This is a genomic window from Bradyrhizobium oligotrophicum, assembly GCF_051168495.1.
Taxonomy (GTDB): Bacteria; Pseudomonadota; Alphaproteobacteria; order Rhizobiales; family Xanthobacteraceae; genus Bradyrhizobium; species Bradyrhizobium oligotrophicum_A.
The window spans coordinates 1-15,668 of sequence record NZ_JBNPVB010000043.1; the positions used below are offsets into that span (position 1 = coordinate 1).

11 protein-coding genes and 1 pseudogene are annotated in these 15,668 nt (G+C 66.4%); 7 read left to right on the forward strand and 5 right to left on the reverse strand.

What is annotated here, in order from left to right; all coding sequences use genetic code 11:
• Positions 1-697: 697 nt before the first annotated feature.
• The gene (locus ACQR1B_RS35740; protein ID WP_434834262.1) at positions 698-1,492 is read right to left on the reverse strand and encodes an SDR family oxidoreductase; all 795 of its coding nucleotides are present in this window, start codon (positions 1,490-1,492) and stop codon (positions 698-700) included.
• A gap of 24 nt (positions 1,493-1,516) precedes the next feature.
• Positions 1,517-2,212 carry a PAQR family membrane homeostasis protein TrhA gene (gene trhA, locus ACQR1B_RS35745; RefSeq protein ID WP_434834261.1) on the reverse strand — a complete coding sequence of 232 codons (696 nt, stop codon included), beginning with the start codon at positions 2,210-2,212 and terminating at the stop codon, positions 1,517-1,519.
• 191 nt (positions 2,213-2,403) lie between these two features.
• On the opposite strand from trhA, the gene ACQR1B_RS35750 reads away from it, so the two are divergent.
• Positions 2,404-3,867, forward strand: coding sequence for a YcjX family protein (locus ACQR1B_RS35750; RefSeq protein ID WP_434834260.1), 1,464 nt, complete (start codon positions 2,404-2,406; stop codon positions 3,865-3,867).
• A complete protein-coding gene (locus ACQR1B_RS35755; RefSeq protein WP_434834259.1) occupies positions 3,864-4,916 on the forward strand; it encodes a YcjF family protein in 1,053 nt (350 codons plus the stop codon). The genes ACQR1B_RS35750 and ACQR1B_RS35755 overlap by 4 nt, the downstream gene beginning before the upstream one ends.
• Before the next feature lie 3 nt (positions 4,917-4,919).
• Here the strand turns inward: ACQR1B_RS35755 and ACQR1B_RS35760 are convergent, their stop codons facing one another.
• Positions 4,920-6,449: a glycosyltransferase family 39 protein gene (locus ACQR1B_RS35760; protein ID WP_434834258.1), complete on the reverse strand. Its 1,530-nt coding sequence runs from the start codon at positions 6,447-6,449 to the stop codon at positions 4,920-4,922.
• Positions 6,450-6,634: 185 nt separating this feature from the next.
• On the opposite strand from ACQR1B_RS35760, the gene ACQR1B_RS35765 reads away from it, so the two are divergent.
• The 3 genes from ACQR1B_RS35765 (at position 6,635) to ACQR1B_RS35775 (ending at position 10,265) form a co-directional block, all read left to right on the forward strand.
• On the forward strand, positions 6,635-8,368 hold the full coding sequence (locus ACQR1B_RS35765; RefSeq protein ID WP_434834257.1) for an adenylate/guanylate cyclase domain-containing protein: 1,734 nt from the start codon (positions 6,635-6,637) through the stop codon (positions 8,366-8,368).
• A gap of 236 nt (positions 8,369-8,604) precedes the next feature.
• Entirely contained in the window at positions 8,605-8,805 is a 201-nt protein-coding gene (locus ACQR1B_RS35770) for a cold-shock protein (protein ID WP_006609369.1), read from the forward strand.
• A gap of 251 nt (positions 8,806-9,056) precedes the next feature.
• Positions 9,057-10,265 carry a CaiB/BaiF CoA transferase family protein gene (locus ACQR1B_RS35775; protein WP_434834256.1) on the forward strand — a complete coding sequence of 403 codons (1,209 nt, stop codon included), beginning with the start codon at positions 9,057-9,059 and terminating at the stop codon, positions 10,263-10,265.
• A gap of 2 nt (positions 10,266-10,267) precedes the next feature.
• Here ACQR1B_RS35775 and ACQR1B_RS35780 read toward each other — a convergent pair whose 3' ends face one another.
• Entirely contained in the window at positions 10,268-11,794 is a 1,527-nt protein-coding gene (locus ACQR1B_RS35780) for a hypothetical protein (protein ID WP_434834432.1), read from the reverse strand.
• Positions 11,795-11,998: 204 nt separating this feature from the next.
• Positions 11,999-12,181: pseudogene (locus ACQR1B_RS35785) on the reverse strand (hypothetical protein); the annotation flags it as partial.
• A gap of 2,535 nt (positions 12,182-14,716) precedes the next feature.
• On the opposite strand from ACQR1B_RS35785, the gene ACQR1B_RS35790 reads away from it, so the two are divergent.
• Complete coding sequence (locus tag ACQR1B_RS35790; RefSeq protein WP_434834255.1) at positions 14,717-15,004, forward strand: hypothetical protein; 288 nt, start codon at positions 14,717-14,719, stop codon at positions 15,002-15,004.
• 2 nt (positions 15,005-15,006) lie between these two features.
• Complete coding sequence (locus tag ACQR1B_RS35795) at positions 15,007-15,405, forward strand: helix-turn-helix domain-containing protein (RefSeq protein ID WP_434834254.1); 399 nt, start codon at positions 15,007-15,009, stop codon at positions 15,403-15,405.
• The last annotated feature ends 263 nt before the right edge of the window (positions 15,406-15,668 follow it).

Below are 15,668 nucleotides of genomic sequence, written 5' to 3' on the forward strand. Positions count from 1 at the left end.
GCGCGCGATCGTCACGACACGCGAGGTGGGGATGCGATGGCCGCGGTCTGCCGCAGCGTGTCTTCGGGCGCGCCGACGAACGGTTGGACCGTGGACGTGAAGTCGCAGCGTCCTGATACCCCGACGCTGGTATCACCCGCGCAATGCGCAAGCATTGTCGCGGCATGGTGGCCAACAAGCCCGGCGCACCAGGGAGACTGCGTATAAGCGTGAAGACCGTCGCGCAGGGAATGCCGGAGTGTTCGGCTTTGCCTGTGGTACCTGCCGCCTGCATTTTTTGCTGCAGGCGGGCCATGGCATTCCCTGCGCCCTTCGTCCATTCGAAGGGACATGTCGATCGCAGAACTCGGGCGTCAGGCGCCGCGAGAATGCGGAGTCATGGCCATGCTGTTTGAGATGTGAATCGGCCCTGCCCCCGACGAGGGTGCCGTGGCAATCTTTGCCTGCATCGCGGAGCACGAAGTTATGAGATGCGATGCTATGCTAGCAAATGCGCCCTCTCCCCTTGTGGGAGAGGGCATGTATGGACTCTCCGCGCGCTCGCTTGGGTGAGGGGTATCTCTCCGCGAGTGAAGTTCGTGGAGAGATACCCCTCACCCGACCGAGTTTGCCGCTCTGTCCTCCATGCCCTCTCCCACAAGGGGAGAGGGCGCTGTATTGCACAACGTGCTATGAGCGACTTCGCTCGGCAGACCCTCTACTTCCCGAACTCCTCGCGCAGCTTCGCCTGGATCTTGGCCATGCCGCCGAGCCAGCGATCGTAGTTCTCGGTCTTCTTGCGCATGTAGCCGAGCACCTGGGGATGCGGCAAAATCAGGAACGACTCCTCGGCCAAGCCCTTGAGCACGTCCTGCGCGACCTGCTCCGGCGTGAGGTCGCCGTCGCCGGATTGCGGGCCCTTGGGGATCGCGCGCAGCATGTCGGTGTCGACGCCCTGCGGACACAGGATCGAGACCTTGATGTTGTCGGCCTTGTGCGAGATCGCGAGATTCTCGGCAAATCCCACCGCGGCATGCTTCGTGGTCGAATACGGCGCGCTGCCGACCTGCGACAGCAGGCCCGCCGCCGAGATCGTGTTGAGGAAGTAGCCGCCGCCGCGCGCCTTGTAGCGCGGGATCAGGTGTCGCGCCGCCCAGACATGGGCCATGACGTGAATCGCCCAGCTTCGCGCCCAGGGCTCGTCGGACGTGCCGCCGACATTCACCGACAGCGGATCGAAGCCGCCGCCGATGCCGGCATTGGAGCAGAACAGCGCGATCGGCCCGAACTGCCGCTCGGTCTCCTCGATCACATGCTGGATGTCGGCTTCCCGGGAGACGTCGCATCTGAACGCCGCGCCGCCGATCCCGTCTGCGACGGATTTGGCCCCGGCCTCGTCGAGATCGGCCACGATCACCTTGGCGGCCCCGGCGCGGGCGAACGCCTCGCACAGCGCCTTGCCGATGCCGCGGGCTCCGCCGGTGACCACCACGATCTGTCCGGTCACCTGCATGCAAAGCCCTCCGCGTGGAATTTTCTAGGTCAAGACCAGGTCGAGCACCGCCGTGTAGTGGAAAGCGGCGCCCAGCAGCACGAAACCATGCCAGATCGCGTTCTGGAAACGCAAGCGCCGCCACGAGTGGAAGATGACGCCGAGGCTGTAGAGGATGCCGCCGGCCAGGATACAGGCCAGCACCGAGGTCGGCATCACCGCGATGACCCGGTCGTACATCATGATGCCGCTCCAGCCGAGCGCCAGATACAGCCCGATCGACAGGGCGTCGAAACGGCCGGGCCAGCGCAGCTTGAGCACGATGCCGAAGATGGCCACGCCCCAGACCCCGAGCAGCAGCGCGGCCGAGAACAGCGTGTCCTTCAAGGACGCGATGAACGGCGTATAGGTCGCGGCGATCAGCACGTAGATCGCGGAATGATCGAACCGGCGCAGCACCCATTTGGTCGGCGACACCGGCCACAGATTGTAGGTCGCCGACAGGGTCAGCATCGACAGCAGGCCCGCGACATAGATCGACACCACGACGATGTCGACGGCGCTGGCATAGATCGAGGTCAGCACCACGAGCACGGTGGCCGCGACCAGACCGGCGGCGATGCCGATGATATGGACGACGCCGTCCGCGATCATCTCGACCTTGTCATAGTTCCAGCGCATCGCGCCGGTGGCCGCATGGACGGAGGTCGAGGCGAACTGTTTCAGTTGAAATACGGTCATGTCAGAACCTGGTGCCGATTTTCCGAGACGATAGTGCCGGAAGGATTATGGTTTCCAGTGGTCAACGTTCCGTTCAAACTCTGGTTCTATCCGAAATCGGCCCGGAAATGTGCGCTTGAATCCCCCGTTTTGCATCGCCACCTGTCAACAATCGCTCACGGCCTTTTCAACTGGCGACTCCCCCTCCTCCCATGATGTCCTTTTCCGAACTCGTCGAGGAAGCGCGGCTCTCGGCCCGCGCCTTGCTCGATTACGGCGAGAGCTTCCTCAACCCGACCATCCGCCTCGGCGTCACCGGGCTGTCACGCGCCGGCAAGACCGTGTTCATCACCGCGCTGATCCACGGCTTGGTTCGCGGCGGACGCATGCCGGTGTTCGAGGCCCTGGCCTCCGGCCGGATCGCCCGCGCCTATCTCTCGCCGCAACCGGATGACGGCGTGCCGCGCTTCGCCTATGAGAGCCATGTGCGGGCGCTGGTCGCGGAGCGGCGCTGGCCGAGTTCGACGGTTGACATCAGCGAGCTCCGGCTGGTGATCGAATTCCAACGCGCCAACGGCGCCGAGCGCACCCTCACGCTCGACATCGTCGACTATCCCGGCGAATGGCTGCTCGATTTGCCGCTGCTGAACCAGAGCTACGAGCAGTGGGCGCACGAGAGCCTCGCGCTGTCGCGCAGCGAGCCGCGGGCCCATGTGGCGGCGGCATGGCATGCGCATCTGGCGACGCTCACCCCCGACGGCCGCGAGGACGAGCCGGCGACGCTGGAGGCGGCCCGCCTGTTCACCGACTATCTGCGCGCCTGCCGCGACGAGCGCTTCGCCATGAGCCTGCTGCCGCCTGGGCGTTTCCTGATGCCGGGAAATCTCGCGGGCTCGCCCGCGCTCACCTTCGCGCCGCTCGACGTGCCCGCAGACGGACACGCGCCGAGCGGCTCGCTGTGGGCGATGATGGCGCGCCGCTACGAGTCCTACAAGGACATCGTGGTGAGGCCGTTCTTCCGCGACCATTTTGCCCGGCTCGACCGGCAGATCGTGCTCGTCGACGCGCTGTCGGCGTTCAATGCCGGGCCGGAGGCGCTGCACGATCTCGAGGCCGCGCTGACCGGCATTCTCGACTGCTTCCGGGTCGGTCGCGGCAACGTGCTGTCAGCGCTGTTCCGGCCGCGCATCGACCGCATTTTGTTCGCGGCGACCAAGGCCGACCATCTGCATCACACCAGCCACGACCGGCTGGAGGCCGTGCTGCGCCGCGCCGTCAACCGCGCCGTGGCCCGCGCCGAAAGCACGGGGGCTGCGATCGACGTGGTGGCGCTGGCCGCGGTCAGGGCGACGCGCGAGGCGCTGGTGGCGCGCGGACGCGACAAGCTGCCGTCGCTGCTCGGCACCCCCGCCGCCGGCGAGAGCGCCAATGGCGAGATCTTCGACGGCAACACCGAGGTCGCCACCTTTCCCGGCGAGCTGCCCGCCGACGCCGAGGACCTGTTCAAGGGCGGCGCCTATCGCGGCCTGTCCAGCGTTGGCGCCGACGGCACCGATTTCCGTTTCCTGCGCTTCCGCCCGCCTTTGCTGACCCCGGACGCTGGCGGCGAGCCCGCTCTGCCCCATATCCGGATGGACCGCGCCCTTCAGTTCCTGATCGGAGACCGGCTGCAATGAGCGAACGTGCCAAGGAACGTGACAAGGACCGTGCCCAGCCCCGCCGTCCCCAGACCTTCCGGCTCGACGATCCCGACGTCGTCGTGGTCGATGCCGAGGAGACCGGCCGGCCCGGCCGCGGCACCATCCAGATCACGCCGGAAGCCGATCCGGCGCAATTGCCGGTGCCGCTCGAGGTCATGCTGCCGGCCCGGCGCGGCTTTCGCTGGGGCGCGCTTTTTTGGGGATCGGTCGCCGGCCTCGTCCTGCTCGGCCTCGGCCTCGGCGTCACCCATCTGATCGAGGATCTGTTCGCGCGCAGCGAAGCGCTCGGCTATGTCGGCGCCGGATTGGCTGCTGCGGCGGCGATTGCACTGGCCGCCGTGATCGCGCGCGAAACCTATGGCCTGGTGCGGCTCGCCACCATCGAGAAGCTGCATCAGCGCGCCGCTGCGGTGCTGTTGTCCGACGATCGCGCCGAGAGCCGCGACGTCATCGCCGAACTGTTGCGGATCGCGCATGCCAATCCGCGGCTCGCGCGGCCGCGCGCGGAACTTGCCGGCCATGCCGACGACATCATCGACGGCGCCGACATGATCAAGCTCGCCGAGCGCGAGCTGATGGCGCCGCTGGACATCGAGGCGCGGCGGCTGGTGTCGGTCGCGGCGCAGCGCGTCAGCGTCGTCACGGCCGTGAGCCCGCGCGCGCTGATCGACGTGCTGTTCGTGTTCGTCGCGAGCTTGCGGATGATCCGCCAGTTGGCGCGGCTCTATGGCGGCCGCCCCGGAACACTCGGCATGATCAGCCTGCTGCGCCACGTCATCGCCCATCTCGCCATCACCGGCGGCATGGCAGCGAGCGACAGCCTGATCCAGCAGGTGCTGGGTCACGGCATCGCCGCGAAACTGTCGCAGCGGCTCGGCGAAGGCGTGCTCAACGGGCTGCTGACAGCGCGACTCGGCCTCGCGGCCATCGACGTGACGCGGCCGATGCCGTTTGCGGCGCTGCCGCGCCCGGCGCTCGCCGATCTCGCCAAGGATCTGCTGCGCAAACAGGAGGAGAATGAATGAGGTTCAGGCTGAGGGCGTCGAGCCAGGATCGCCGGCGAGCCAGCGCCATTGATACAACGGCGAGTCCGGTGGAGGCGACAGCTCCGGCGTCCAGCCCTTCAGCGTCGAGAGCGCATAGCTGTCCATGACGGTGCCGCGCCAGCTCCGCTGCACCGACCCGCGCGGTTCGAGCTGCGCCGTCGTGCCAGCCCACAGCCGCGCGGCATTGTCCGGCTCGCGCACGACATAGAGGCCGGCATGTCCCGCGATCAGGTTCATGCCCGGATCACGAAAGCCCATGAACCGCGCGCGCTCGTTGATCTGGACCACCGGCACGCGCCCCCTGAAGAACCATCGCATCATCGCATAGGTGCGATAGTCGGAGGTCGCGATCCAGGTCGCGCCGGTCGTTTGCAGCTCCTGCTCGACGCGCGCCGCAACCTGCTGATAGCCGGCCTCCGCGCCGATCGGATCGGTCCGGCCGATGAAATTCCAGGGCGCAGCGACATAGTAGAGGAAGACCAGGACGACCATCGCAATTCCAGTCACGACAGCCACACGTGCCCAGCGAATGGTCGAACGGATCAGCCACGCCGGCGCGCCCTCCCGCGTCAGCTCGACAATGTTGATCGCGACCGCCGCAAAGCCGATCGGCCACATGAACATCGGCCAGGTGTCGCCGATCCGCAAGGTCAGCGACTTCCACAGGAAGTAGAGGAACGGCACCAGCACGGAGGTCGACAGCAGGATCGCGACCGGCTCGCGCGTCCGATAGCCGCGCCAGGCGGTCAGCACCAGCGCCGACAGCGTGACCGGCAGCAGCACGAAGCCGACCTGTCCGAACTGCAGCCCGATGTAGTCGCCGAGGGTTCGCCAGGAAAAATCACGTGGCGCGGTGGCGCGGATGAACTGGAATCGGAACGAGGCCCAATCATGCTGCGCGTTCCAGATCAGCACCGGCGAGAACACGGCGAGCGCGATCAGCGCGCCGCACCAGGGATAGGGACTGGCGAGCCAGCGGCTCCGCCAGGCCGGAACGAGCCAAAACGCCGCCACGGCCGGCAACAGCATGACGACGGTGAACTTCGACAGCAGCGCCAGGCCGCCGAACAGGCCGGCGGCCAGCCACCAGCGGCCGTCATCGGTTTCGACCAGACGCACCAGCGCCCAGACCATCGCGAGCGCAAACGGGATCGCCGCAATGTCGGGCGCGACCTTGGCCATCAGCAGGCCGTAATACAGCGCAGCTTCCGGCAGCAGTACGGCGAGGACCACGGCCCGGACATCATGCGTGACGCGGCGGATGATGTCGGCGAGCAGGATCTGCGACGCCGCCATTGCGACAATACCGGCGAAGCGAACGCCGAGATTGGTCTCGCCGAGCAGCGCAGTTCCAAGCCGGATGAACCACGCGATCATGGGCGGGTGATCGAGGAAGCAGAGCTGCAGCTCTTTGGACCAGGTCCAGTAATAGGCCTCGTCGGTGCGCAGATCGAGCGCGCCGGCGTAGACGACGCGGATGATCGTCATGACCGCGATGATGGCCACGGCCATGAGCCACGCGGCGCGCGTGGACCGGAAAGCCTGACCGTCACTGCTGGGGGAGATCGCCGTCACGCGGTGCTTTTCCCCGACTCCGCGGGGCGAGTCAACGTGGCCCCCCACCGCGCCGAGATCCACACCTCTATTCCGCTCCGGAATAAATCTCTACCATCGCGGTTCACGTCGATACGGACCACATGACCCTTTCGATTTCCCATCGCTTGCAAACGGCCTTTCGCGGCATCGGCGTGCGCCAGCTGCGTCTCATTTGCGGCATCATTCTCTTCAGCTACCTGCTCAGCCATTTTCTCAATCATGCGCTCGGCAACGTGTCGGTGCAGGCGCTGGCCGCCGGCGTGGCCTACCATGTGGCGTTCTGGCAGTTTCTACCGGTCGCCGTGCTGTTCTATGCCGCCGTCCTCATCCATGGCGGCCTCGGCGTCTGGGCGCTCTACCAGCGCCGGCAGTTCAGCCGCGGCGTGATCGAGCCGCTGCAGCTCGTGCTTGGCCTCAGTGTGCCGGCGCTGATCTTCGGCCACATCGCCGGCGTCCGCCTCGGCCAGACCCTGTACGGACACGAGAAGCTCTATCCGCAGGTTCTGTATGCCTATTGGTCTGGCCCATCATGGCGCGTCTGGCTGATGTCGGCGGCGCTGCTCGCATCATGGAGCCATGGCTGCATCGGCCTGCACGGCTGGCTGCGCCTCAAGCCGTTCTACAGGCGGGCGGCGCCTTGGCTGCTCGCCTGCGCCGTGCTGATCCCCGCGTTGGCGCTGCTCGGCTTCTATCGGGGAGGCCGTGACGTCATGGCCGCGAGCGCGACGGCGCAATGGCATGCCGAAAACCTGTCTCAGATGCAGACGGGCATCCCGTCGGAGCAGGCTGCGATCGAGACCATCGTGAACGGGTTCCTCATCGGCTTTCTCGGCCTGATCGTCGTCGTGCTCGCCGCCCGGGGCGTCCGCGCGCTGCATGAGCGGCGTGGCGGGATGGTGACCCTGTCCTACAACAATGGACGCGTCATCCGGGTGCAGAAGGGTCTTTCCGTGCTCGAGGCCAGTCAGCGCAACAACGTGCCGCATGCCAGCATGTGCGGCGGCCGGGCGCGCTGCTCGACGTGTCGCATCCGGGTGGTCGGCGATTGCAGCGGGCTGCCGGCACCGTCGGCGCGCGAGGCCTTCGTGCTGGCGCAGGTCGGCGCCGCCGACCCGTCGATCAGGCTGGCCTGTCAGTTGCGCCCCACCGACGATCTCTCCTTCTTTCAATTGTTCATGCCGAACCTGAACGCGAGCGGACACGCCAGCCCCGGCGCCGGGATCGGGCAGGAACGCTATCTCGTCAGCCTGTTCGTCGACATGCGCGGCTCGACCAGCCTCGCCGAGAAACGGCTGCCCTTCGACGTCGTGTTCATCGTCAACCGATTCCTGGGCGCGGTATCGCAGGCGGTGCTGCGCAATGGCGGCCAGCCCAATCAGTTCGTCGGCGACGGCATGCTCGCGCTGTTCGGACTCTCGGCGGATCCGCACGTCGCCTGCGGTCAGGCGATCCAGGCTGCCCGTGACATTGCAGCCAACATCGCCGAGCTCAACCAGCTCATCAGCCATGATCTGCACGAGCCGATCCGTTTCGGCATCGGCATTCACGGCGGTGAAGTGATCGTCGGCGAGATCGGCTATCGCGACCATATGGTGTTCACCGCGCTCGGTGATGCCGTCAACGTCGCCTCACGGCTGCAGGACATGACGAAGACGCTCGACTGTCAGGTGATCATCTCCGACGAGGTCTATGCGCGGGCGGGGCTCGCCACGGCCTCGCTGCCGCAGCAGCAGGTGGAGATCCGCGGCCGCGCCGAGCCGCTGCACGTCCGGACGGCCGTGGATGCTGCCGATCTCGGGGCGCCGGCATCACCAGATGAAGGCGCTGCTGCGTGACGCGTTTCGTTGAACCTGTTTGCAGTGTGCGCTGTCATACCCAGAATGGTTGCGGGCAACACGGCGGGAGCGCGGCGGCCAAACGCCACGAAGCCGCCATGATATCGGTCAATTCGGGCCAAAAGCGCCCGCTGTTTGCGCTATCAAGCCTGTCCCAACCGCAGTATTCTGAAATGCGGGCCGGACGGTTTGCGGGGACCGCCGGCTCGATCTGGTTGATCCCGCGGAGGCAACGTATGGCTAAAGGTACGGTCAAGTGGTTCAACCCGACCAAGGGCTATGGTTTCATTCAGCCCGCGGCCGGGGGCAAGGACATTTTCGTTCACATCTCCGCAGTGCAGAAAGCCGGGCTGACGACCCTCAACGAGGGCCAGACGATCGAGTACGAGGAGATCGCCAACCGCGGCAGGAGTTCGGCCGAAAACCTGAAAGTGTAGCGGACGGCGTGCAGCGCCATTCCGGCTTTTCGCCTTTCGGCGCATGTCGTCCCTCTCACCACGCCAGCGTAATTCCGCACGACGACACCAGACAGGAGCGGCACCCGCTCCTGATCGCATTTTGTATTTGTTTGTAGTTTCAGCCCCTCCCCGCCATTGCCTCGACCGCCCGACACGCGTCAAATGGGCGTCGAACCGCGCGAAGACGAAAATTCCAGCATGCGGAAAGCAATCAACGGGAGCGACGCCTTATGGACGACAAGGGCATTTTCCACGGCCTGAAGGTGCTGGACTGCGCGAGCTTCATCGCCGCCCCCGCAGCCGCGACCGTTCTTTCCGATTTCGGCGCCGACGTCATCAAGATCGAGCCGCCCGGCGCCGGCGATCCCTACCGGAACCTGCCGAACCTGCCCGGCTATCCGCGCAGCGAGCATAACTACGCGTGGGTCCTCGAAGCCCGCAACAAGCGCAGCATCGCGCTCGACCTGTCCAAGCCCGAAGCGCAGGCCGTGCTGCAGCGGCTGGTCATGAAAGCCGATGTCTTCATCACCAATTTTCCGCCCTCGGTACGCGCCAGGCTCGGCCTCGCCTACGAGAAACTCGCGCCGTTGAATCCGCGGCTGATCTATGCGTCGTTCACCGGCTACGGCGAGAAAGGCGAGGAGGCCGACAAGCCCGGCTTCGACAGCAATGCCTATTGGGCCCGGTCCGGGCTGATGGATCTGGTGCGCGCCGACGAGGACACGACGCCCGCCCGCTCGGTCGCCGGCATGGGCGACCACCCTTGCGCGATGGCGTTCTATGGGGCGATCGTCACCGCGCTTTATCAGCGCGAGAAGACCGGCAAAGGCAGCCACGTCGCCTCCAACCTGATGGCGAACGGGGTCTGGGCCGCCTCCGTGCTCGCCCAGGCCAAGCTGTGCGGCGCGACCTTCGTCGAGCGGCGGCCGCGCGAGCGGGCGCTGAACGCGGTGGCCAACCACTACAAATGCCAAGATGGCCGCTGGATCATGCTGTCGCTGCTCAACGAGGAGAAGCAGTGGCCGATCCTCGCCCGCTGTCTCGGCCGTGACGAGCTGATCGACGATCCGCGGTTCGCGACCAAGGCGGACCGCCACGCCCGCTCGGTCGAGCTGATCCATGAGTTCGACGCGGTGTTCGCGACCAGGCCGCTTTCGGAATGGCGCAAGATCCTCGACGGCAGCGGGCTGGTGTTCGGCGTGGTCGGCATTCTCGACGATATTCCGAACGACCGGCAGATGATCGAGAACGAGGTGCTGGTGCCGTTCGAAAACGACACCATGCTGACCGTCAACAGCCCGATCTTCATCGACGGCCAGCGCAAGGTCGCCCCGCGCAAGCCGCCCGCCGTCGGCGAGCACAGCGACGAGATCCTGCGCGGCGCCGGCTTCGACGACCAGGCCATCCGGACCTTGCGCGCGCGCGGCGCGGTGGCCTGACCCTAGCGCGTCGCGATGAAGCACATGCCGAACCGCGTCGCGGGCCCGGTCTGGCAGGACAGGTTCGCGGCGCAGGTCCAGGTCGAGAAGCTCTTGTCGTTGTCGGCGGCCTCGGCGCGGTTGGCATAGCAATGCCCGCCCCAGCCGTCATTGTAGACCGTGCCGGCGAGCTCATCGCTGCCGCGCAGCTGCGGACGGCTGGCGAAGCCGCGCGAGAAATCCGGCGTGCGGCCCTCGGCAAAGGCAGTGAGGATGTCGCGGCGGCGGATCTGGTCGCCGAAGAAGTGCGGCGAGCCCGGCACGACGACGGTGTTGGACGGCTTCTCCGCCATCCAGTCGACGCCGGGGAAATGGAAGCCGCCGATGCCGCGGGTCTGGTGACAGCCGCCGCAGCTCGAATCGTTGAGGCGGCGCTCGAAGCCGGCGACCGACCGGATGGTCTGCAGCGTCACGCCTTGCGCCGTTGCCTTCGCCAAGGCTCCGACCACGTCGCTCTCCGTGAACACCGGGGCCGGTCCGCCTGCCTCGCGCTGCACCAGCCCGAAAGCCGGCAGCAGATCGGAATCGACGAAGCCCGTCGGCGTCGGCGCCACCGCCACCTTGGCCAGGAATTTGTCGGGGATCACGGCCGTGCCGCGATCGAGCTCGCCGAGATGAACGGGATCGAGCAGCCAGGCCTTGAACTCGGCCGCCAGCGCGGCATCCGAAAGCAGCCGGTCGCGGTCGACCTGGTCCTCCAGCACCACCTCCTCGAAGGTGCCGCTGGTGGCCTGATGGTCGAACACCTTCATCATGTAGTCGGTGCGGAAATCACGAATGTCCGATTTCGGCGCATGCGCGATCTGCAGATTGGTCTCGATGCGGTGGATGTTCTCCGGCGTGATCAGCGCCAGCGGCCCATCCGGCTCCATCAGCTTCGCCGCGAGCTCCTCGCCGGTCAGCTGCAGATCGGACGTCTCCAGCCAGCGCTTGGCGATCTCGGCGCAGCTCGGCGAATTGCTTTTCGCCTGAGCGTCGCTGCGCGCCTTGATAACGACGTTGAGCGTCATCGGCAGCCGCGGCGGGGCGATCTCGCCGCCTTTGGCCTGCGGCGGCGTGGTCCGCGTCAGACGGTACAGCAGCCGCACCTCGCCGCAATGCGAGGGATCGACGAAGGCGCGATCCATGCGGTTGACGACGCCGGCCAGCACGAAGCGCGCATCGGGCGCGTCGAGCACGGCGCGGTCGAACAGCTGGAAGGCATAGGATGTGCCGACGCCGATGCTCTCGTTCGGCAGGGTCGCCTTGTGCTTCTCGACATAGCGGTCGAACTCGGCGTCGAGTGCCCTGCGCACCGGCATCATGGACGGCAGCGCGAACAGCGCGGCGTCGGTCAGCGGCGCGACAGTCGCAGCCGAGGGCGCCAGCATCCTGCCGAGGCCGAACGCGCCCTTGTCGAGTTCGCGCAACGCGAACGGCTCGAGGATCGCGGTGCCACGCTCGAGCGGCGCGCTCTCGTCTGCATGTGCGAGCGAGCCGCAGCACAGCATCAACAGGCCCAACACCGACAGTCGCACGACGCGCCTCCTCTTTCGCAATCGATCGCGCGGAACGGGCCAGCGGCCGCGCCGCGCGCCGGCTTGCTAATGGCCGAAGATAGCCGAAAGGCGGCGGCGTCTGGCCATTATGCGGCGAGGCGCCTCACGTCGCGGTGAGGCGCCTCGTGCGATTCATTGCCGAGAAGAGATGGCCGGTCAGCGCGCGACGACAAGCCCCTTGGTGGTGAAGACGACCCAGCGGCCGTCCTGCTTGCGGATGGCGTCGACCTTGCCGAGTCCGGGGACGGGATCGCCGGCATAGACCTCGTAGAGGCCGCCGCGGCCTTCGATCAACGCACCGCCGCGGCCGACGTCGCGCAGCACCCAGCCCTCGACGACCTTGGGCTTGTTGGCGTCGGCGCGGGTCGCCTCGGCCCTCGCCGCTTCGGCGCGGGCCGCTTCTGGCTTGTTCGGTTCGGTCCGGCTCGCGTCCGTCCTGGCCGGCTCGGCCCGGTTCGCCTCCTGCCGGGTCGCAACGCCCGGCGGCGGCGCCGCGGCGTTGATCGCGCCGACGGCCTGCGGCACCGACGCCGTCGTGTCCCGTGCGGTCGCCTGCGACGCCGCCGAGGCCTGCGCCGCGCGCAGCCGGTCCACGGCCTCGCTGAGCCGCTGCAATTCACTCGGTTTGCCGGTCGACTTGGTCGTAAGTTCGCCCAGCACCTTTTCGAGCCGGTCGAGGCGCTCGGCCGACTTGTTCAGCTCGACCAGGCTGGTCTGGTTGGTCTGCTCCAGGCTGGCCCGGAGCGCCGCGAGCTCGTTGTCGATCCGCGACACCGCCGCGCTCAACGTCGGATCTGCAGCGCCGCCCGTCGAGCTCTCGGCCGTGCCACCGCTGGAGCGATCGACGAAGGTCGCCGTTGCCAGCCCGCCGGCCACGCCACCGACCACCATCGCCAGCAACACGATCGCAGCGATGGCCGGAAGCCCGAGCCGGCCGGCCGCAGCGGCGGCCGGCGATGCCGCCTTGCCGGGTTGCGGAGGCAGCCCCGCTCCGGCGCCGGCCGCTAGCGTGGCGGTGGACGCCGGCTTGGCGGCGGCATCGAATTTGGACGGTTCGGACTTGAACCCGGTCTCGAACCTGGTTCCGAGATTGGCCTTGATCCAGGCGGTGGCCTTGTCGACCGCAGCGCCGGCCATCGCCGCCTTGCTCACCGAGCCGATCTCCGGCGACGTGACCGAACGCTTCGCCGGCGCCTCCGGCTTGACCGCAGCCTCGGCCTTCACGCCCGGCTCCGGCTTGCCGGCCATCTCGGGCTTGGCGGCCGCCTCCGGCTTGGCAGCTTCCGGCTTTACAGAAGCCGCCGGCTTGATCGCCGGTTCCGGCTTGCCGGGCAGTTCGGGTTTCGGTGCGGCGGTCCCGATCGGACCGACCTTGGGCGCATGGGTCGCGAGCGTCGACAGCTTGGGCGTCTCGACCTTGAGAAGATCACCCGCCGCGGCGACGGCCTTGACCGGCTCCGACTTGACCGGCTCGGTCCTGATCAGGTCCAGGATCGTCGACGGCGCTTTGGCATTGGGCTTGGCCTGATCGGGCCGGGCGGTATTGGCCTTGATCGCATCGATCTTGGATGTCTCCGGCGCGGCTGCCTCCGGCTTGACCTTGTCGGATTTGCCGGTGTCGGACTTGCTCGCCTCGGGCTTGACCAGGTCGAGCCGCTTCGGCTCGGCCTTGACGGCGATGCCCGGATGGTCGGCCGCCGGCGCTTCGTGGTCGGGCGAGATCCTCGTCTCTGCGGCCGGAGCGGCCACCGGCATGGCGGCGTCGACGACATCGGGGGACGCGGAGGACTTCAGCGCCGGCTCGGCACTGGCCGTGCTAATGCTGGTCTCAGGTCTGGTCTCGGGGCTGGCCTCAAGGCTGGTCTGGTCGGCCTTTTGCTCGCTCACGTGCAGGTCTCCGGATGACGTTGAGCCCTTGGTAACCTTAGTTAGCGTTTGATTGATTGCCAAAATCTTACTTTTGCTGGGCTTACCTGAGTTTTAGGGATTCATCCGCGGCGGATTTGCGCCGACAAGATGGAGCAGTTGTGGCAAGCGGTGCTCGAATATTCATCGTTAACCGGCGCCCTCGACCGCCCTTCCAGGCCAGATCCACACCAGAACATGAGGACGGTCCCGACCCCGCCGTCCAAGGGCGCAGCAAGCCGCGGTCTCGCGGCACCCATGGCGCCCGAGGCTTGGAGAGTGTTTCCCCTCCGCTTCATCGGAGGGTGCAGGGAAGACCGAGCCTCGGCTGAGGCCCGTGGCCCCCGTGCGGAAAGAATGCACGGGGCAGGAACCACAGGTTCAGCCAGAACGACCCGGCCTTCCCTGCGCGATGGTTTTAACGGCTGCTTCGCGATCTCCCTGGGGACCGGGCTGTCTTGCCCCCATCGCCGGCACGATGCGCTTTACGCACCGCCGCCAACTTGACCTCAGCATCGGGAGGCCAGGACCACGCGACTTGACCGTCCGCACCGGACCTGCTCGTCGGCCCGCCAAGGCAGGTCCCAAGCCCGATACGTCCACCGCTCCCCGCTGCTACGCCTCGTGACGATCGGCCGAAACGCCCTCTTCATCGCGAACGGGATGGCCGGGATCATCGTCGCGATTTGCCCGACGGTGCAAGCCTCACGCATGCGGCAAACTGGCTCGACGGGCAGTTTGCGCATGAGGGGAATGCGGGAAGTGCCCGTCGGGTGGATGGGGGCGAAGTATTCGAGCTTTGTGCGTCACTACACTCGTTGTTTGTACGAGTCTCTCGTCTCGGAACCCGCTTGCGGCGTCTCGCGCTTGGGCTGGCGAAGGCGACCGCTTAGCCCCACGTTCCCACCTACCTATTATACACCGTCACGCAACTCCCGGCGGAGCTTGCCGCGGTGACCCGTGCCGCCGATGCATGCCGTTGAACCGGGAAAGCATCGGACGCGCATCACAGTGTTCTTCCGTGCACGATTTCCATATCAGAGATATCATCCCTTGATTTTGAGATTGCGCGGCAGCGTAACCGAAGTCCTCAACAACTACGCCATGACGGGTCAGGGCGACGTCGAGAAACTGTCCGGCCGCGAAGGCTATCGCCTCCGAATCCGCGCCTACCGCATCATCATCGGCGAAGACGACGCTGCTGTTCTGGCGAACCAGATCGGTCGCCGCTCGACAACCACCTACAGGAACAACTGACAATGATCCCGATCCGCCCGCAAACGATCCGAACACCTTCCGGCGACGAACTGATCGTTCTGACCCGCGCCGAATTCGACGCGCTCACCGCCGCAGTGGCCGATCAACTCGAAGACGCAGACGATGTTGCCGTCTTCGATGAATGCATGGCCGCACTTCAAAACGGGCAGGACGCGCGGCTGCCGGCGGAAGTCACGGCGGCCATGCTGTCGGGGGACAGCCTGCTCCGTGCGCTACGCCGGTGGAAGGGCTTGACCCAGGCCGACATCGCCGAGCGAACGAAGCTGGCTCAGGGCGACATCAGCGATCTCGAAAACCGCCGCAAGACGGGAACGGACGAGACGTTGCGGGCGATCGCTACGGCGCTCGATATAGACCCGGCTTGGCTCCTATCCCGGTAGTAGTTGTCCAAGCCCCTGATTGTTCTCATCTGGGAGCGGACGCCCGCCGAGCCAGAGAATGGAGGGCGCGGGGGAGGGTTAAGGGTCTGACTTAGTTTAGTCACCGCGATCGCAAGAAGAACGATCTGGCGCGGTCGAATTGTCGATCCCTTGGGCTAGCCACGTAAAATTATCGGTTGATAAAATTAATGGTTGTGGGATTGCTTTTTACCCTCCAAGGGATAGCATGGATGGCATTTCAGTGAAACATAACTCGGAATTAT